Origin of the sequence: Streptomyces coeruleoprunus (genome assembly GCF_039542925.1) — a bacterium.
Classification (GTDB): Bacteria; Actinomycetota; Actinomycetes; order Streptomycetales; family Streptomycetaceae; genus Streptomyces; species Streptomyces coeruleoprunus.
Genome location: NZ_BAABIT010000001.1, coordinates 4,580,807 through 4,599,575, shown reverse-complemented (window position 1 = coordinate 4,599,575; position 18,769 = coordinate 4,580,807). Strand labels below are relative to the sequence as shown.

The 18,769-nt window shown below is 73.9% G+C and carries 14 protein-coding genes; 6 read left to right on the top strand and 8 right to left on the bottom strand.

The genetic code is table 11. The features are described from left to right. Positions 1-108: 108 nt before the first annotated feature. Together ABEB09_RS20600 and ABEB09_RS20595 are read right to left on the bottom strand one after the other, a co-directional pair. Positions 109-1,473, bottom strand: coding sequence for a phosphomannomutase/phosphoglucomutase (locus tag ABEB09_RS20600; RefSeq protein WP_345691386.1), 1,365 nt, complete (start codon positions 1,471-1,473; stop codon positions 109-111). 63 nt (positions 1,474-1,536) lie between these two features. Continuing rightward, positions 1,537-1,965, bottom strand: coding sequence for a DUF3499 domain-containing protein (locus ABEB09_RS20595; RefSeq protein ID WP_345691385.1), 429 nt, complete (start codon positions 1,963-1,965; stop codon positions 1,537-1,539). Positions 1,966-2,249: 284 nt separating this feature from the next. Between ABEB09_RS20595 and ABEB09_RS20590 the strand changes: the two genes are divergently transcribed. Continuing rightward, a complete protein-coding gene (locus ABEB09_RS20590) occupies positions 2,250-2,702 on the top strand; it encodes a metallopeptidase family protein (protein ID WP_345691384.1) in 453 nt (150 codons plus the stop codon). Positions 2,703-2,882: 180 nt separating this feature from the next. Here ABEB09_RS20590 and ABEB09_RS20585 read toward each other — a convergent pair whose 3' ends face one another. From ABEB09_RS20585 to ABEB09_RS20575, 3 genes are all read right to left on the bottom strand, one after another. Next, positions 2,883-4,478, bottom strand: coding sequence for a DUF5719 family protein (locus ABEB09_RS20585; RefSeq protein WP_345691383.1), 1,596 nt, complete (start codon positions 4,476-4,478; stop codon positions 2,883-2,885). Next, complete coding sequence (locus tag ABEB09_RS20580) at positions 4,475-8,173, bottom strand: glycosyltransferase (protein ID WP_345691382.1); 3,699 nt, start codon at positions 8,171-8,173, stop codon at positions 4,475-4,477. Before ABEB09_RS20580 ends, ABEB09_RS20585 begins: the two co-directional genes overlap by 4 nt. 207 nt (positions 8,174-8,380) lie before the next feature. Further along, positions 8,381-8,644 (bottom strand): WhiB family transcriptional regulator, encoded by a 264-nt coding sequence (locus tag ABEB09_RS20575; RefSeq protein WP_023588371.1) that lies wholly within the window; start codon positions 8,642-8,644, stop codon positions 8,381-8,383. A gap of 644 nt (positions 8,645-9,288) precedes the next feature. Between ABEB09_RS20575 and ABEB09_RS20570 the strand changes: the two genes are divergently transcribed. The 3 genes from ABEB09_RS20570 to ABEB09_RS20560 are packed head-to-tail and all read left to right on the top strand — an operon-like array spanning position 9,289 to position 12,213. Further along, entirely contained in the window at positions 9,289-9,858 is a 570-nt protein-coding gene (locus tag ABEB09_RS20570) for a cysteine dioxygenase (protein WP_345691381.1), read from the top strand. A gap of 13 nt (positions 9,859-9,871) precedes the next feature. Then, the gene (gene cofD, locus ABEB09_RS20565; protein WP_345691380.1) at positions 9,872-10,828 is read left to right on the top strand and encodes a 2-phospho-L-lactate transferase; all 957 of its coding nucleotides are present in this window, start codon (positions 9,872-9,874) and stop codon (positions 10,826-10,828) included. Next, positions 10,825-12,213 carry a coenzyme F420-0:L-glutamate ligase gene (locus ABEB09_RS20560; RefSeq protein WP_345691379.1) on the top strand — a complete coding sequence of 463 codons (1,389 nt, stop codon included), beginning with the start codon at positions 10,825-10,827 and terminating at the stop codon, positions 12,211-12,213. Before cofD ends, ABEB09_RS20560 begins: the two co-directional genes overlap by 4 nt. Before the next feature lie 90 nt (positions 12,214-12,303). Here the strand turns inward: ABEB09_RS20560 and ABEB09_RS20555 are convergent, their stop codons facing one another. The 3 genes from ABEB09_RS20555 to ABEB09_RS20545 all read right to left on the bottom strand — a co-directional run bounded on the left by ABEB09_RS20555 (position 12,304) and on the right by ABEB09_RS20545 (position 16,430). Further along, the gene (locus ABEB09_RS20555; RefSeq protein ID WP_345691378.1) at positions 12,304-13,314 is read right to left on the bottom strand and encodes a DNA-3-methyladenine glycosylase family protein; all 1,011 of its coding nucleotides are present in this window, start codon (positions 13,312-13,314) and stop codon (positions 12,304-12,306) included. 439 nt (positions 13,315-13,753) lie between these two features. Beyond that, positions 13,754-14,836 carry a mannose-1-phosphate guanylyltransferase gene (gene manB / locus ABEB09_RS20550; RefSeq protein ID WP_345691377.1) on the bottom strand — a complete coding sequence of 361 codons (1,083 nt, stop codon included), beginning with the start codon at positions 14,834-14,836 and terminating at the stop codon, positions 13,754-13,756. Between the two features lie 160 nt (positions 14,837-14,996). Then, complete coding sequence (locus ABEB09_RS20545; RefSeq protein WP_345691376.1) at positions 14,997-16,430, bottom strand: peptidoglycan recognition protein family protein; 1,434 nt, start codon at positions 16,428-16,430, stop codon at positions 14,997-14,999. Positions 16,431-16,557: 127 nt separating this feature from the next. Here ABEB09_RS20545 and ABEB09_RS20540 point away from each other — a divergent pair, with 127 nt between their 5' ends. Further along, a complete protein-coding gene (locus tag ABEB09_RS20540; protein ID WP_345691375.1) occupies positions 16,558-17,310 on the top strand; it encodes a TIGR03089 family protein in 753 nt (250 codons plus the stop codon). 220 nt (positions 17,311-17,530) lie between these two features. Next, positions 17,531-18,715, top strand: coding sequence for an LCP family protein (locus ABEB09_RS20535; protein WP_345691374.1), 1,185 nt, complete (start codon positions 17,531-17,533; stop codon positions 18,713-18,715). The last annotated feature ends 54 nt before the right edge of the window (positions 18,716-18,769 follow it).

Here is an 18,769-nt window from a genome sequence, read left to right as displayed (position 1 = left end):
GTGTGCGCCGGGGCTGATGACTGCCCGTGGCGGGAACGGCCGAAAGGCGAGCCCGCGGTCGGGGAACGGCCGGTGCCGTCCCTCGCGGCGCGAGGGACGGCGCGTGGGTCAGGAGGTGCGGACCAGGGCCAGGACCTCGTCGCGGATCTTGGACATGGTGACCTCGTCCTTCGCCTCGACGTTCAGGCGCAGCAGTGGCTCCGTGTTGGAGGGGCGCAGGTTGAACCACCAGGTGGGGGCGCTGACCGTCAGGCCGTCCAGTTCGTCGACGGTGACTCCCTCGCGGGAGGCGAAGGCCGCGCGTACGGCCGCGGTGCTGGCCGCCTGGTCCTCGACCGTCGAGTTGATCTCGCCCGAGCCCGTGTAGCGGTCGTACGCGGCGACGAGGGACGACAGCGGGCGGTCCTGGCCGCCGAGGGCGGCGAGGACGTGGAGCGCGGCCAGCATGCCGGTGTCGGCGTTCCAGAAGTCGCGGAAGTAGTAGTGCGCGGAGTGCTCGCCGCCGAAGATCGCGCCGGTGCGGGCCATCTCGGCCTTGATGAACGAGTGGCCGACGCGGGTGCGGACGGGCGTGCCGCCGGTCTCGCGGACGACCTCGGGGACGGACCAGGAGGTGATCAGGTTGTGGATGATCGTTCCGCCGGGGTGCTTGGCCAGCTCGCGGGCGGCCACCAGCGCGGTGATCGCCGACGGGGAGACCGGCTCGCCGCGCTCGTCGACGACGAAGCAGCGGTCGGCGTCGCCGTCGAAGGCGAGGCCCAGGTCGGCGCCCTCGGCGCGGACGCGCTCCTGGAGGTCCACGATGTTGGCCGGGTCGAGCGGGTTGGCCTCGTGGTTGGGGAAGGTACCGTCCAGCTCGAAGTACATCGGGACCAGGTCCAGGGGCAGCCCCGCGAACACGGTGGGGACGGTGTGGCCGCCCATGCCGTTGCCCGCGTCCACGACGACCTTGAGGGGGCGGATGGCCGTGAGGTCGACGAGCGACTTCAGGTGGGCGGCGTAGTCGACGAGGGTGTCCGTCTCGGTGATCGTGCCGGGGGTGGCCGCCGGGGCGGGGGCGCCGGACGCGGACCAGGTCTCGGCGAGCGTACGGATCTCGGTGAGGCCGGTGTCCTGGCCGATGGGCGCCGCGCCCGCGCGGCACATCTTGATGCCGTTGTACTGGGCGGGGTTGTGCGAGGCGGTGAACATCGCGCCCGGCAGGCCGAGGCGCCCGGACGCGAAGTAGAGCTGGTCGGTGGAGCACAGTCCGATGAGGGTGACGTCGGCACCCCGGTTAGCGGCGCCGCGCGCGAAGGCGGCGGACAGGCCGGGGGACGACGGGCGCATGTCGTGGCCGATCACGATCGCGTCGGCGCCGGTGACCTGGACGAAGGCCGCGCCGAAGAGTTCGGCCAGCGGCTCGTCCCACTGATCCGGCACCACTCCGCGGACGTCGTACGCCTTCACGATCTGCGACAGATCAGCAGTCACTGACCAACCTCCTGCAAGCCCTTTGTGGAGAACACAAACTACCCGCAGGGGCTGCGCGCGATGTCAGGAGTCGGGTGAGCGCAGGACCCGCAGATGTCCTCGGCGGCCGACTTCCACCGGGTCGCCGCCACGGCCACCGCCCTTGCCGCCGGCCTGGGCCGTACGTTCCTGCGGGCGGGCCGCTTCCCGTACGGCGTTGGCGAGGGCCTCCAGGTCGTCACCGCTGGGGCGGGTGGGACCCGAGCCGTCGGAGAGGCGGACGACCTCCCAGCCGCGCGGTGCGGTCAGGCGCTCGCTGTGCTCGGCGCACAGGTCGTAGCAGTGGGGTTCGGCGTAGGTGGCGAGCGGGCCGAGGACCGCGGTCGAGTCGGCATAGACGTACGTCAGTGTCGCGACGGCAGGGCGGCCGCACGCGGTGCGCGAACAGCGACGTACAGGGCTCACGACGTTGGACGGTACCGCACTCTTGAGCGGGCCGCGACGACTCTCCACGAGGTCACTCGCCCGTGTCGCGGTGTGACGTCCGGCACAGGGGCTTTCCGGGGCGGTCTTCTGACCTGCGCGGCTGGTGGGGAGGAGCGGGCCGCGCGGCCGACCTGCCGAACAATCCTCGGTACAAAACCGGTCATTCTTCATGCGTGGACCGATCGGGCGGCTCTGCGGAATCGAGCCCAAGCTTGGCCGGATCGCTCATCCGGCGACACGCCGGGCGGGGCGGCGCGAGGGGTCGCGCGCGCACCCGCGGGGCGGCGCCGCGAGCTACGCTGCGTCAAGTGATGGACAGTCCCGTACCTCCCCCAGCCACCGCCGGGGCGACCCCCGGCCCGACCGGGCCGCGGCCCCGCCGCCGGGACCGCCACGGACGCGGTATGCGGGGGCCCGTCGCCCCGCCGCAGGTGCCCTTGTCCGCCACGCGGGCGGACACCTTCCGCGACCTGGTGCAGGACTCGGTGGAGCGCCTGGAGCGGCGCTGGCCGCAGCTGGCCGACGTGGACTTCCACGTGCTGGAGGTGCCGGCCGCCTCGGACGAGTCGGTGCCGCTGGGCAGCGCCGCGCCGGCGACCCGCGACCGCCACGCGCGCGTGGTGGTCTACCGGCGGCCCGTCGAGCTGCGGGCGAAGAACCGCGACGAGCGGGCCCTGCTCGTCCACGAGGTCGTCGTCGAGCAGGTCGCCGAGCTGCTGGGGCTGGCCCCGGAGTCGGTGGACCCCCGGTACGGGCAGGACTGACCGATCGCCGGTGCGCGGCGGCGGGCCCTCCGTACGGGTGAGAGCGTGCGTCCCGTACGGCCCGGCCGCCCCGCCGGACCGGTCCCGCCGGGCCGACTCCCTCGGCCCGTGGCTCGGCTCGGCGCGTGGCTCAGTCGGCCCGTGGCTCGGCTCGGCCCGTGGCTCGGCTCGGCGCGTGGCTCAGCGGGCGACCACCGAGAGGTCCTGCCTCGCCCGGGGCACCGCCACCGTGCCGCGGTCGTCCGTCAGGGTCTGGACGGTGAACATCGCGATGCCGTCCTCGGGCAGCGCCAGCATGCGCGCCGCGTGGACCGGGCCGCCGCTGAGGGTCTCGACCGTCAGCGCGTAGGAGCCCTTCAGGCCGGCCGGGACGGGCGGGGCGACCGCGAGCGTCGTGCCCGCCTTGACGGTGTACGTCTTGCTGACCGGCGTGCCGCCCTCCGTGCCGGCCGACGCGGTCACCCTGACCTCGGCGGCCTCCACAGGAGCGGTGAGCGCCAGGGTCGTGCCCTTGGCGCGGTTGTCGGCGACGGTGGCCCGCGTGCCGACCGGGGCGGTCGCCGGGATGAAGGCCACCTCCTGCTTCTCGCCCGCGCCGCGCACGACGCGCAGGGCGGCGACGACCGGTGTGGCGCGCGAGGACTGTGCCGGGGACAGCAGCAGGGAGCCCGCCTCGCCGTTGGTGACGTTCCTGAGGTCGGCCGACGCGGTCATCCCGGACTTGACGCGCAGCGACTGCTGTACGGCCGGCGTGATGGTGCCGTTCGCGCCCACGAGCTGGATCTTCAGCTCGGCGTCGTCCTCGCCGGGGGCGAAGGCCACGAGCTGGACGGACGTGGCGTCCGCGGGGATGCCCGGCAGGACGAGGGTGCCCGCCGGGTCGGCCGACGCGGGCAGCCAGTCGCTGCCGAGCTGGTCGACGGCGGAGCGCACGACGGCGCCCACGCGGCCGCTGCGGGTGGTCACGTGCACGGTGACGTCGGTGGTGGCCGGTTCGGCGGTGAGCGTGGACAGCAGCACGGGCACGCTGGACCTTGCCGGGACCGGGATGCCGTCGGTGAGCTGGGACTTGAGGACGCCTTCGGGGCCGTACAGCTCGACGTCGACGACCGCGGCGGCGTCGTCGGGGTTGGTCAGGTGCACGTAGTCGCGGCGGTTCTCGGCGGTGGAGGCCGCGGGGAACCAGAAGTCGGTGTCGGGTGCCGTGCAGCTGACGCCGAGCAGGCCGCGGGCGCTGCCCGCGGGGACGCTGGTGGTCTGCTGGGTGGTCCAGCCGGGGGCGAGGCTGCCGGAGGCGAGGCCGATCAGGGCGGGCGCGTCGGCGCCGTTGGCCTCGGCGGTGACCGGCTTGCCGGGCGCGGCGACGGTGAGGACGGGCTTGTCGGCGGCGAGCGGCTTCTTCGCCTCCGCGTCGCCCTTCGCCTCCTCCGACTTCTCCTGGTCGGTCTTCTTGTCGTCCGTCTTCTTCGGGTCCGCGGTCGTGGACTCCTTCGTCGCGGCGGACGGCTTGAGTTCGGCCTTCGCCGCCGCCTTGCCGGCGGCGCCGGCCTGCTGACCGCCCGTTCCCGCCGGGGTGAAGGACGTGTACGTGGTCTCCGCGACCTCGGAGGTGCTGGGGGCGGGGCACAGCAGGCTGCTGCGCTCCACGGGCAGCTGGGCAGGGGCGGCCGTGCCGGTCGTGGTGTCACCGCCGTCCGGGGCGGTGAGGGCGGACAGGCCGGTGATGGCGGCGAGGGCGGTGGCGACCGCGAGGAGGGAGAGGGTGCTGCGGTTCACTGGTTGCTGCTCCCGTCGGGACGCTGCTCGTTCTCGTAGCCGTACGGGTCGTACGGGCCCTGGTACGTGCCCTGTTCTCCGTCGTAGCGACCCTGCTCGTACTGCCCCTGCGGGTACGGGTACTGCTGGTCGTACTGCTGCTCCCCGTAGGCGGACGGGTCGTACTGCTGGTACTGCTGCTGGTCGTAGGGCTGGGCGTAGCCGGCCTGCGGGTCGTACTGGCCGTCGTACTGCTGCTGCCCGTACGCCTGCTGGTACTGCTGGTCGCCCCACTGGCCGTAGCCCTGCTGCGGGGTCTGCTGGGGGGTGGCCCGCGGGTCCGGCATGGCGTAGGGGTCGGCGTTCTCGGTGTCGGCCGCCTGTGCCGGTACGGGCACGGGCTCGGCGTCCGGGGCGGCCTCGGCGGCGGCGCGGAGCCTGCGCGCGCGGCGGCCCTCGCCGGTCGCGTCCTGGGCGGGCAGGGCGACGGCCTCGTCCGGCAGGTCGTCGTCGACGTCACGGCGGCGGCCCGGGAGGGCCAGCACCAGCAGCACCACGGCGAGGAAGCACTGCGCCCAGATCCACAGGGTGTGGGTGAACGGGGCGTCGTACGTCAGGTCCAGGCGGCCGCCGCCGGCGGGGAGTTCGAAGCCCTGGGCCCAGCCGTCGACGGTGGTCTTCTTCAGCGGCTCCCCGTTGAGGGTGGCCTGCCAGCCGTCGTCGGCCCGGTCGGCGATGCGCAGGATCCGTCCCGCGGCGCCCGCCGGGATGTCGGTGTGTGCCTCGACGGGCTCGGAGGCGATGGGCAGCGGCTCGCCGCCGGCCTCGCCGGTCCCGGCGCCGCCCGGCACGATCACCGCGCGCGCGATCTGGCGGTCGACGGCCCACAGGGCGCTGCCGTCGAGCTGGCTGAGGCGCGTGAGGCCGGGGGTGGCGTCCAGGACGCGGTTCATCTCGCGCGGCGATCCGTCCCTGACCAGGATGTAGCGAATGGCGTAGCCGCTGAGTTCGGCGGTCTGGTCGGCGCCGGAGCCGGCGACGAGGTGGGCGACGACCTTGTCGAGGGCGGCGTCGTCGCGCGCGGTGGCGGTCAGTTCGGCGTCGCCGAGCCGCACTCCGGGGCCGCGCACGAGCGCGTACGAGACCCTGGCGGTGGACGAGCCGCTGAGGATCAGGGTGCGGGGCTGGTCGCGGGTGATGGATTCCTCGGCGACGAACGCGGGGACGTGCGTCGGGTCGCGCCGCTCCAGGGGACCGGCCGCGCCGCCGATCATCCAGCCGGCCGCGGAGATCAGCGGGCCGACGGCGGCGGCGAGCGCGACGAGGGCGGCGACGGGCTGGCGCCAGCCGAAGCTCTGCGCGGCGACCCGGGCGCGGCCGCCCTCGGCGCCGACCATGCCGGCGGCGAGCAGCGCGATGCCGTAGACGAGGGTGGCCGGGCCCGCCCAGCCGGCGCCGTCGTCGCCGGAGCCGTTGGACAGGACCGCGAAGAGCAGGGCGACCAGGGCGACGGCCCAGGCGGTGCGGACGGCGAACTGCCGCTCGGCGCGCAGCAGGGCGGCGAGCGCGGCGAGGAGGAGGCCGATGACGACGAGGCCGCCGACGGCCTTGGGGCCGCCCGGGCTGGCGCCGAGCAGGTCGAGCGCGGACGCGGTGCCCGTGGCGATGCCGGTGCCCGCCTCCCTGAAGAGGCTCATCGGGTCGGTGAGCAGGGACAGCGACCAGGGGGCGAGGACGAGCAGCGGCGTGCCGGCGACGGCGAGGAGGCGCAGCCCGTACGCGGTGATGTCGTCGCGGCGCAGGACGAGCGCGGCGATGCCGAGGACGACCGCGAGGGGCCAGACGATCGGTGTGAACGCCATCGCGAAGGTCAGGAGAAAGGTGTACGCCCAGGTGGCGCGCCAGCTGCCGCGCGCGGCGCCGGGTCCGCCGCCGCGGAGCCCGTAGGCGGCGACGGCGGCGCGGGCCATGAGGGGCAGCAGGATGGCGAGGACGGCCGTGCCGAGCCTGCCGGTGGCGAGCGCTCCGGTCGCCGCGGGCAGGAACGCGTAGGCGATGGCGGCCCAGGCGCGCAGGAGCCGGGACTCCACGAGGGAGCGGGAGGCGAAGTACGCGGTGACGCCGGCGAGCGGGACGGAGCAGACGAGCAGCAGCGTGAGGGCGAAGCCGGTGGAGCCGAGGAAGAGCCCCGACAGGGCGGCGAGCAGCGCCAGGTAGGGCGGTGCGCTCTGGGTGCCACCGGTGCCGAGCGGGTGCCAGGCGTCCGCGTACCGGCTCCACAGGTCCCCGACTCCGTCGGGGACGGGCAGCAGGGCGCCGCCGGCGAGGGAGCCGCCGCCGAAGAGGCCGCGGCAGGCGACGACCGAGACGAGGAGCAGGAGGGCGAAGAGGACCGGGCCGGGCTTGCGGGCGATCTTCTTCAGCCGGGCGAACTGCTCGATCTCCAGGTAGTCGGCGTCGTCGCCGCCGGGGCCCGACTCGACGGCGCCGTGCCGGGAGCCGCCCGAATCGGCGTCGGTGCCGCCGAAGTTGGAGACGACCTGCTCGACGGTTGCCCGTACGGTCGCGCCGGGCGGCGGGAAGAGCGGCCGTAGTTCGGCCGGCTCGACGGCGCGGGCGGATCTGGCGCGGCGGGCCGCGATGATCCGCTCGGGGCGCAGCAGGACGGCGAACAGGCCCATGACCTCGTCGACGGCCTGTACGGGCGCCTTGCCGACGAGGTAGGCGAGGGTACGCAGCAGGGTGCCGACGACGAGGCGGAGCAGTACGTAGGGCAGGGCGATGCCGCGCGCGTTGGCGAGGAGCGTGTAGACGGCGCCCGCCTTGTCGACGCGGTGCGGGTTGGCGACGGAGCGGCCGGCGCAGTCGACGGTGCGGCGCTCGCGGGAGGCGGCCTCGGCGTGGCGGAGGACGGCGTCGGGGGCGACGAGGACGCGGTGGCCGGCGGAGTGGACGCGCCAGCACAGGTCGACGTCGTCGCGCATGAGGGGCAGGCGGCGGTCGAAGCCGCCCAGCTCCTCGAAGACGTCGCGGCGGATGAGCATGCCGGCGCTGGAGACGGAGAGGACCGAGCGGATCTGGTCGTGCTGGCCCTGGTCCTGCTCGCGGCGGTCGAGGCCGGTCCAGCGGCGGCCGCTGTTGGCGATGGAGACGCCGACCTCCAGGAGCTGCTTGCGGTCGTACCAGCCGCGCAGCTTGGGGCCGATGACCGCGGCGTACTCGTCGGAGTCGGCGACGCGGAGGAGTTCGGCGAGGGCGTCGGGCGCGGGGGCGCAGTCGTCGTGGAGCAGCCAGAGCCAGTGCACCGGTTCGCCGTGGGGCATGTCGGGCATGTCGTACGCGTCGTCGCGCCAGGTCCGGCTGACGGGGTCCCAGCCGCTGGGGCGCTTCAGGTACGGCAGGTCCTCGGGGCCGAGGACGGGGGCGGTGCGGGCGGCCTCGTCAACGGCGGCGCCGAAGCCGGTGCGGCGGGCGAGGTGCAGGACGCGCTCGTCGCCGATGGCCTCGCCGATCAGCCGGGCGGACTCGTCGCCGCTGCCGGTGTCGGCGGCGATGACGTCCTGCACCGGACGTTCCTGGCCGAGGAGTCCGGCGAGGGCGTCCGGCAGCCAGCGCGCGCCGTCGTGGGAGACGAGCACGGCGGTGACGACGTGCCGCGGGAACTCGGGCTGCTGCGGCGGAGATACGGCGGAAAACGCGGCTGTGGTGGCGGACATCGAGGTACGGGCCCTCCGGCCGGGGGGTCGCCCGCTCGGGGCGTCGGAGCGTCTTTGACGGGGCTCCACACTAATGCTTGGCACGACAGCGGTCCGCCGCCTGTGGATGGAGCACAGGCGGCGGACCGTTCCTTACGTACGTGTGTGTCATGTGTGTGCCGTTTGGGCGACCGTCGGCGGCCGGGCCGGGTCGGCCGGGGGGAGCGGTCAGACAGCGGCCTTCTTCAGCCGGCGGCGCTCTCGCTCGGACAGGCCGCCCCAGATGCCGAATCTTTCGTCATTGGCCAGGGCGTATTCAAGGCATTCCGAGCGGACTTCACAGGCGAGACAGACCTTCTTGGCCTCGCGGGTGGATCCGCCCTTCTCGGGGAAGAAGGACTCGGGATCGGTCTGGGCGCACAACGCGCGCTCCTGCCAGCCGAGTTCTTCGTCCGCGTCCTCGACCAGCAGTTCCTGGAACAACTCGGTCATGTGCGCCCCTCGTCTGTCTTTACGTCCCCGTGATGTGGCCGAATCCAGCATTTCGGCCGAACGACACGAGTGAAATTACAAGTGTGTGGCTCCGGGCCAGTCAAGCCGAGATCTGCTATTGGGCCCGGTATTCACTCTGCGGAACCAAGGGTATGCGGAAAGTGCTCAAATCACCAAAAACGCGACACTTGGCGCAGCCTCTGGCTCACCCCTCCCTATCGGCACGTGTCGGCCGGAACTACAGGGGATGACGTCCGCTGGCTTGATCTTGTTGCCCACCGGGCCGGCGAAGCGACCCGGATCACAGCCAGGCTGTGCGCCCCGACCCCCACTGCACAAACCTTTCTGCGCCCCAGTAACCGGATGAGGTGAAACAAATCCACCAAACCGGCCATTGGGTTGACAGACGGGACCGCGGGCGGTCACCTTTGGAGGCATGTCAGCGACCGCAGCGCTCCCGACGACCCACGTCCGTGGGTTCCGCAGCGCTGTCCAGGCGCGCTGTTGCTGTTCCAGCTGTTGATGCCGCAGAGCTCCAGCGATCTCTCCCGGGACCCCGTTTCCGCACGTCACGCGTACCGCGTCCCGCCCCGCGTCACCGCTTCCTTCCGCATTCGCTCCCCTGCCGAGGAACCACGCACCCCATGAACAGCAGCAGCACGAACCACGACAGCGACCTGCAGATCGCCGGCGACATCCTCGCCGTGCAGCACCTCCTCCAGCCAGCCAAGGAGCACCCGACCACCGTCGCCGAGTTCGCCGGGCTGGCCCGCTCCCTCGCCGCCGACCGCGACCTGTGGGCGCCCCTCGTCCGGTACGACGCCACGACCCGCTGGTACCACCGGCTGCGCACCGTCCCCCAAGCTCTCGGCTCCGCTCGAGCAGGGGGTTCCCCCATCGGCTACGAGGTCTGGCTGCTGTCCTGGGTGCCGGGCCAGGGCACCGGCCCGCACGACCACGGCCGCTCGTCCGGCGTACTGACCGTCCTGGAAGGCGAGCTGACGGAGCGTACGGAGAAGGGCGCGACGAAGCTCGCCGGGGGCGCGCTGCGCGTCCTCGCGCCGGGTCGCGCGCACGAGATCGTCAACGACTCGCTCGAACCGGCCGTCAGTCTGCACATCTACTACCCGGGCCTGACCGACATGCCGATGCACGCGGCGCCGGGAGTTGTCCACAGTTTCGGACCGACCACGCGGAGTGTCGTGCCCGCCTGACAGACTGCACTGCATGCGCATTGTGGTTCTGGCCGGCGGCATCGGCGGTGCCCGTTTCCTGCGCGGCCTCAAGCGGGCCGCGCCCGACGCGGACATCACGGTCGTCGGCAACACCGGTGACGACATCCATCTGTTCGGGCTGAAGGTCTGCCCCGACCTCGACACGGTGATGTACACCCTCGGCGGTGGCATCGACGAGGAGCAGGGCTGGGGGCGTGCGGACGAGACCTTCCAGGTCAAGAGCGAACTGGCGGCGTACGGCGTGGGACCCGAGTGGTTCGGGCTCGGCGACCGTGACTTCGCCACGCACATCGTCCGTACGCAGATGCTGGGCGCCGGCTATCCGCTGAGCGCGGTCACCGAGGCGTTGTGCGACCGGTGGCAGCCGGGTGTGCGGCTGCTGCCGATGTCCGACGACCGGGTCGAGACCCATGTCGTCGTCGATGTCGAGGGCGAGCGGCGGGCGGTGCACTTCCAGGAGTACTGGGTGAAGCTGCGCGCCTCCGTCGACGCGCACGCGGTGGTGCCCGTCGGCGCCGAGCAGGCGAAGCCCGCGCCCGGAGTCCTGGAGGCCATCGCCGAGGCGGACGTGGTGCTCTTCCCGCCGTCCAACCCCGTGGTCAGCATCGGCACGATCCTGGCCGTGCCGGGGATCCGCGAGGCGATCGCCGAGGCGGGTGTCCCGGTGGTCGGCCTGTCGCCGATCGTGGGGAACGCACCGGTGCGCGGCATGGCCGACAAGGTCCTCGCCGCGGTCGGTGTCGAGGCCACGGCCGCGGCGGTCGCCGCGCACTACGGCTCGGGGCTGCTGGACGGCTGGCTCGTCGACACGGTCGACGCGGACGCGGTCGCCGAGGTCGAGGCGGCGGGCATCCGCTGCCGGGCCGTGCCGCTGATGATGACCGACGTCGAGGCGACCGCGGCGATGGCACGCGAGGCGCTGGACCTCGCGGAGGAGGTACGGGGATGACGGGGCCGGACGGGGACGCCTCGGCGGGCGCGGGCGCCGCGGCAGCTGCGGGTGACGCGGCCGGCGCGGGTGCGGGCGCCGGGGGTGTCGGGTACCGGGTGTGGGCGCCGGCCGGGGTGCCGGAGGTGCGGGGCGGGGACGACCTGGCCAAGCTGCTGGCGGCCGCCGAACCGGGGCTCGCCGACGGGGACGTCCTGCTGGTCACATCCAAGATCGTCAGCAAGGCGGAGGGTCGGGTCGTCGCGGCCGACGACCGCGAGGCCGCCATCGACGCCGAGACCGTACGGGTCGTGGCCCGGCGCGGCACGCTGCGGATCGTGCAGAACCGGCAGGGACTGGTCATGGCCGCCGCCGGGGTCGACGCGTCCAACACCCCCGCCGGCACCATCCTGCTGCTGCCCGAGGACCCGGACGCGTCGGCCCGGGCGATCCGCGCCGGGATCCGCGAACACCTCGGCGTCGACGTCGGCGTCGTCGTCACCGACACCTTCGGGCGGCCCTGGCGCAGCGGCCTCACGGACGTCGCGATCGGCGCGGCCGGGGTGCGGGTCCTGGACGACCTGCGCGGCATCACCGACACGCACGGCAACGAGCTGAACGTGACCGTGGTGGCCAGCGCCGACGAACTGGCGGGCGCCGCCGACCTGGTGAAGGGCAAGGCGACCGGGCGGCCCTTCGCCGTCGTGCGCGGCCTGGCCCATCTGGTGATCGGGGACGGCGAGGACGACCCGGGCGCCCGGGCGCTGGTGCGGTCCGCGGAGAACGACATGTTCCGGCTGGGCACGTCCGAGGCCGTGCGGGAGGCGGTGACGCTGCGGCGCACGATCCGGGCGTTCACGGACGCGCCGGTCGACCCCGGTGCCGTACGCCGTGCGGTGGCCGCCGCGGTGACGGCGCCCGCGCCGCACCACACCACACCGTGGCGGTTCGTGCTGCTGGAGTCGCCCGAGTCGCGGCTGCGGCTGCTGGACGCCATGCGCGAGGCGTGGATCGCGGACCTGCGGCGGGACGGGCTCGACGAGGAGGCCGTCGCCCGGCGCGTCCGGCGCGGCGACGTGCTGCGCAACGCGCCGTACCTGGTGGTGCCCTGCCTCGTCATGGACGGGGCGCACCGGTACGGGGACGGGCGGCGCGACACCGCGGAGCGCGAGATGTTCGTGGTCGCGGCCGGAGCCGGCATACAGAACTTCCTGGTGGCCCTGGCGGGCGAGCGGCTGGGCTCGGCCTGGGTGTCGTCGACGATGTTCTGCCGGGAGGTGGTGCGGGAGGTGCTGGACCTGCCGGACGACTGGGACCCGATGGGCGCGGTCGCCGTGGGGCGTCCGGCGGAGCCGCCGAAGGACCGGCCGGGGCGGGACCCGGAGGCGTTCGTCACCGTGCGCTGAACCGGAGTGGTTCGCGGGCGCGGCTCGTACGGCTGTCGGGGCCGGCGCCGGGCTGCCGGGCGATGCGCCCGTCGGGCCGGCGCCCCGGGCTCAGAGCGCGGCGATGTCGCGCGGCGTCATGCGCGGGGCGCGGCGGGGCGGGGTGTTGCCGCTCAGGAGGATGAGGCGGGCGGCGCGGTGGCGCTGACCGGCGTACGGGGCGAGCAGCTCCAGCATCTCGTCGTCGTCCGCGTTCCGGTTGCCCGCGAGGGCGTGGCCGACGATGCCGGGCAGGTGGTAGTCGCCGACGGTCACCGCGTCCGGGGCGCCGTTGCTGCGCTGCACGGTCTCGGCGGAGGTCCAGGGGCCGATGCCCGGGATCAGTTCCAGGCGGCGGCGGGCGTCCTCCGGCTCCATGGCCGCCGCCTCCTCCAGGCGGCGCGCCACGCGCACGGCGCGCAGGATGGTCGCCGAGCGCTTGCTGTCGACGCCCGCGCGGTGCCACTCCCAGGACGGGATCAGCGCCCAGGTGCGGGGCTCCGGGAAGACCGCCATGCGCAGCTCCGCGCCCGCCGGGCCCGGTGCCGGCTCGCCGTACTTCCGTACGAGCAGCCGCCACGCCCGGTAGGCCTCATCCGTCGTGACCTTCTGCTCCAGGATCGACGGGATCAGCGACTCCATCACCAGGCCCGTGCGGGTGAGCCGCAGCCCGGGGCGCAGGCGGTGCGTCACGGCCAGGAGCCGGTGGTGGGCGGTGAACGCGTCCGGCTCGTCCTGCGCGCCCAGCAGGTCCGGCAGCCGGTCCAGCAGCCACTCGGCGCCCGCGCCCCAGGCCTCCGCCTCGACGGAGCCCGCACGGGCGGCGACCCGCAGGGTGCCGGGGCCGCCGGGCGTACGGGAGGTGCGCCAGAAGGAGCCGTCCGGCGTCGGGCGGAACGTGGGATCGCCGGGGCCCCGGCGCAGCGGGCCCAGGACGAGCCCGAGGTCCAGCGGCCAGGGCGGCGTCCAGGTACGGGTGCGGGGGCTGCCCTGCTGGGCGGGGAGCCGGCCGCGGCCGGGTACGCCGACGGCTCCGCCGCGCACGGAGGTGCGCGTGGGGCGCGGGGCGTAACGGCCTGCCACGGGTCGGGTCCTTGTCGGCTGCGGTCGGGGGACCCGAACAGCGTAGACCCGCACGGCCCCGGGCGCGTGCCGCCTCGGCCGAGCCGGCCGGACGAGCCACCGCCCCGCCCTGCGTGCTGCTCGCCGGGGACCCGGAACGTCGACCGGCGGTGCCGCCTCAGCGATGGGACGGCCGGCCGGACGGACGAGCCACCGGCCCGCCCTGCGTGCTGCTCGCCCGGGACCCGGAACGTCGACCGGCAGTGCCACCTCAGCGATGGGACGGCCGGCCGGACGGACGAGCCACCGGCCCGTCCTGCCTGCTGCTCGCCGGAGACCCGGCGCGTCGACCAGCAGTGCCGCCTCGGCCGACGAGACGGTCACCCGGGCGGACGGGCGGCTGCCCCTACCAAGGCGGGCGGGCGGCCGCGGCCCCGGCCGGCAGGCGGAGCGCCGCTCGCTACTCGTCCGACGAGAAGCGCACCGACTTGTCCGGGAGGTGGGCGCCGCACCAGACGCGGGCGCCGTCGCGGAGTTCGTTGTCGGCGCCGACGTGGGCGCCGTCGCCGATGACCGCGCCGTGCAGGACCGTGCGGGTGCCGATGCGGGCGCCCTCGCCGATCAGGGAGTCGGTGATCACCGCGCCGGCCTCGACGACCGCGCCGGTCATGAGCACGCTGCCCTCGACGCGGGCGCCCTCGGCGACCGTGGCGCCCGCGCCGACGACCGTGCCGCCGGTGAGCTTGGCGTCGGCGGCGACGGTCGCCCCGTCGAGCACCAGCCGCTCGCCGCGCCGGCCGGGCACGGCCGGGGACGGCGCGCGGCCGAGGACGAGGTCGGCGGAGCCGCGGACGAACGCCTGCGGGGTGCCGAGGTCCAGCCAGTACGTGGAGTCGACCATGCCCTGCAGGTGGGCGCCGGCGGCCAGCAGGTCGGGGAACGTCTCGCGCTCCACGGAGACCGGACGGCCGGTGGGGATGGTGTCGATGACGGACCGGCGGAAGACGTACGCGCCGGCGTTGATCTGGTCGGTGACGATCTCCTCGGGCGTCTGGGGCTTCTCCAGGAACGCCGTGACGCGGCCGGTGCCGTCCGTCGGCACGAGGCCGAAGGCGCGAGGGTCCTCGACCCGGGTCAGGTGCAGGGAGATGTCGGCGCCGGAGGTCCGGTGGGTGTCCACGAGGGCGCGGATGTCGAGGCCCGTGAGGATGTCCCCGTTGAAGATGAGGACCGGCTCGTCGGGGCCCGACCGCAGCCGCGAGGCGACATTGCGTATCGCGCCGCCGGTGCCGAGCGGCTCCTCCTCGGTGACGTACTCCAGGTGCAGACCGAGTGACGACCCGTCGCCGAAGTACGGCTCGAACACCTCGGCGAGGTACGAGGTCGCCATGACGATGTGCTCGACGCCGGCGGCCCGGGCCCGGGCGAGCTGGTGCGTGAGGAACGGCACGCCCGCCGCGGGCACCATGGGCTTCGGTGTGTGCACGGTCACCGGCCGCAGCCTGGTCCCCTTGCCACCGACCAGGAGGATCGCTTCTGTCACCTGTCGTCTCTGCTTCCTGCCGGGGCCGGTCGATGGGGGTGGATCATGCCGTGATCAGTCAAATGATCGATACGACCGGACAGTGTAGGCAGCCCTCCGCGGGCCGTTCGACAAAGCGGTCGGCAAAGCGGTCGGCAATGCTGCCGGCAATGCGGTCCGGTCAGGGACGGCCCTGGTAATCGGCCGCCGCGCTCCGCGCCGTTCCGAGCTTCGAGTAGAGGCTGGTTCCGGGGCATTCGGTGTTGTAGCCGTCGCGGTGTCCGGAGATCACATTGAGCTGAACCTTCGTGCCTTTCTTGTACAGGTTCCCGCCGCCCGATGTCAGCGTGGTGCGGACACGCGGATCCTTTCCGTAGAGGCCGAGTTTCCATGCCGTCAGCCGGGCGACGGCCGTCACCGCTGCGGCGGGTGGGGTTCCCGTGCCGAATGAGCCGAGGACCGCGATGCCGGTGGTGTTGGTGTTGAAGCCGAGGGTGTGGGCGCCCTGCACCGGCCTGGCCACCCCGCCCGCCCGGCCTTCGTAGATGTTTCCGCACTTGTCGATGGCGAAGTTGTAGCCGATGTCACGCCAGCCCATGCTCCTGACGTGGTAGCGATAAATACTGCGCAGGACGGAGGAGGCCTGGGCGCAGGTGTAGTTGTTGCCCGTCGCGCTGTGGTGCACGAAGGCCGCCTGCACCGACTTCGTGTAGACGAATCCCGGCTCGCGCAGTCCCTCGTCGGCGCCCCAGCCCTTGCGGGTGACGATGCGGGGGCGCGGGCCGATGTACGGCTTGGCGTGGCCGGGGGCGCTCGCCTCGGTGTCCGCCTTGGACAGTTCGCGGATCTCGGGGGCGCCGAGCGCGGCCATGTCGCCGTTGACCTCGGACACGACGGACTCCTCGTCGGACAGGGCGGCGCCCGCGCCCCGGTCCGGGTCGGCGGGCGGGCCCTCGCGCCCCTGGCCCGGCGACTCGTCCCGGTCCCTGTCGTCGTCCCGGTCCTGGTCCCGGTCCTGGTCCTGCGCCCCGCCCGGGGGTTCGTCGCCCGGGTCGACCAGTTCGACCCGCAGTCCGCGCGGCAGGGTCACCGGCGCGTCGGTCCCGTCGGCCGCCTGGGCGGGCTTGTCCGGCCGTACGCGGACCTCGACGCCGTCCGACGCGCCCACCCAGAGCGGGGCGGTCGAGCCGCGCAACGTCGTGGACGTGCCCTCCGGGGTGCCGGGGTCGGCGCCGTGGTCGTGGTGGTGGTTCTCCAGGTCCTGCCACGGCGACCACTCCCGCGTCGCGGCGGACCGGGTCCTGACCTGGACGGTGCCGCGCAGTTCGGCCGCCGGGTCGTCCCACACGACGCCCACCAGCGAGAAGGGTTCGACGTCCCGGCGCAGCAGGCCCTGGGCGGCGGGGCCGGCGTCCGGGTCGGCGGACCGCGCGGTGTCCAGCCGCGTCAGCGGCAGGGACCGGGTGGAGCCGGGGACGGTCCCGTCGTCGTCCGCCACGGCCGCCGGACGGGGCGCGGCGGGCGCGGAGGCGGCGGACGGGAGGGGAAGCCCGAGCGGGAGGGCGAGAGCGGCTGCGGCCGCTGCACCGATCGCGGAAACATGAGAGGCACGCATGGGTCGATAGTCCGCATCCGGGACTTTTGGCGCCTCTCGGGATTCTGACGGCCCATCGGTCCGTCCGGAGGAACGCTTCACCGGTACGGCCCTGCCCGGGGCGCCCCGCGCGCGTACGCTTGCGCGCGTGAACGCCAGCGACCGTACCCCCGCCGACCTGCTGCGATCCGCGCTCACCGCGGACCCGGCCCGCCCCCTGGTCACCTTCTACGACGACGCCACCGGTGAGCGCGTCGAATTGTCCGTGGCGACGTTCGCCAATTGGGTGTCCAAGACGGCGAACCTCCTCCAGGACGGACTGTCCGCCGAGCCCGGGGAGCGGGTCTCGCTCCTGCTGCCCGCGCACTGGCAGACCGCCGTCTGGCTGCTGGCCTGCGCGTCCGTGGGCGTGGTGGCCGACCTGGGCGGCGACCCGGCCGCCGCCGACCACGTGGTCGCCGGGCCGGACCGGCTCGACGAGGGGCTGGCCTGCACGGGGAGCCGGCTCGCCCTGTCGCTCGCCCCGCTGGGCCGCCGCTTCCCGGCCGCGCCGGCCGGTTACGAGGACTACGCCGTGGAGGTACCGAGCCAGGGCGACCGGTTCGTGCCGTACGCCCCGGTCGACCCGGACGCGCCCGCGCTGGTGGTGGCCGGCACGGAGCTGACCGGCGCGCAGCTCGTGGAGCGGGCGCGCGAGGACGCGGCGCGGCGGGGCCTGAAGAGCGGCGCGCGGCTGCTGTCGGGCCTGGAGTGGGACGGCTGGGAGGGCGTCTCGGCCGGGCTGTACGCGCCGCTGGCGGTGGACGCGTCGGTGGTGCTGTGCCGCCACCTGGACCGGCTGTCGCCCGAGGGGCTGGCCCAGCGCGTCGAGAGCGAGCGGGTCACCGACACCGCCCGCTGACGGCGTCCGCCCGGCACGCACCCGGTGGGTCGCGAAGTCCACTCGTCCGGCGGACCGCGTGCCGGGTCCGCCGGGTTCCCGGGTTCGCTCCGGTACATGATCGGCGGTGGGCACCCGTCCCGTACCCGTGTCCACACAACCAACCGCCAGGCTCAGCCGTCTCACTGGACGGACGGCTGCACCCTGGGTGCCGCCGACGCCATGAAGGACGGACTCTGACATGACGGACAGTGCCGGCGCTCCCGCGGAGCCGGATCCCCCGGTCGGCCACCGGCGGATCTGGCTGCGCTGGGCCGCGCTCGGCTCGTCCGTCGTCGTGCTGTTCGCGGCCGGGACCGGCTGGTGGCTGTACCGGAAGCTCGACGGCAACATCACCACCGACACCACGGCCGTGGCCGAACTCAAGCGGTACGAGCGGGACCGGCCCTCGGCCGTTCCGCGTGGCGGGCGCAACATCCTGCTCATCGGCTCCGACACCCGGGCCGGCGACGGCAACGCCGCGTACGGGCAGGACGAGGGCAGCCAGCGGTCCGACACCACGATCCTGCTGCACATCGGGGCGGACGGGCGCGGCGTGACGGCCGTGTCGATCCCCCGCGACCTGATGGTCGGCGTCCCGGACTGCCGGACGGCGGGCGGCAAGCGTACGAAGCCGCAGTTCGCGCAGTTCAACTGGGCGTTCCAGATCGGCGGGACGGCCTGCACGATCCGTACGGTGGAGAAGCTGACCGGGATCCGGGTCGACCACCACATGGTGATCGACTTCCGTGGCTTCAAGGACATGGTGAACGCGGTCGGCGGCGTACGGGTCTGCCTGAAGGAGCCGATCGACGACCCGGACGCCCATGTGAAGCTGAAGGCGGGCGCGCAGACGCTCAACGGCGAGCAGGCGCTCGGGTACGTACGGGCCCGCAAGTCGCTCGGCGACGGCAGCGACACCGAACGCATGAACCGCCAGCAGCAGTTCCTGGGCGCGCTGGTCAACAAGATGCAGAGCAACGGCGTCCTGCTGAACCCGGCGAAGCTGTACCCGGTGCTGGACGCGGCCACCAAGTCGCTCACCACGGACCCGGGCCTCGACTCGCTGAAGGACCTGTACGGGCTGGCGCGGGCGCTGCGCAGCGTACCGACGGAGAAGGTGCAGTTCCTGACGGTGCCCAGGAAGCCGTACCACGCCGACCCGAACCGGGACGAACTGGTGCAGCCCGATGCGACCCGGCTGTTCCGGCGGCTCCGGGCGGACGCCCCGGTCATCGTCGCCCCCGCCGGGCAGCGGCCGAGCGGCGAGCCGTCCGCGGCTCCCTCCGCCAGGGCGACACCGGGCAGTTCGGGGCGAACCACGCCGAATCCGACGGCGGCGCCGACGTTCACGGGAACCAATGCCGCGGCGAGCACGTGCGCGTAGGTCCGAAAAGGTCATGACGTGCGGTGACGGAGAGGGAGGTGTGAGGAAAGGGGG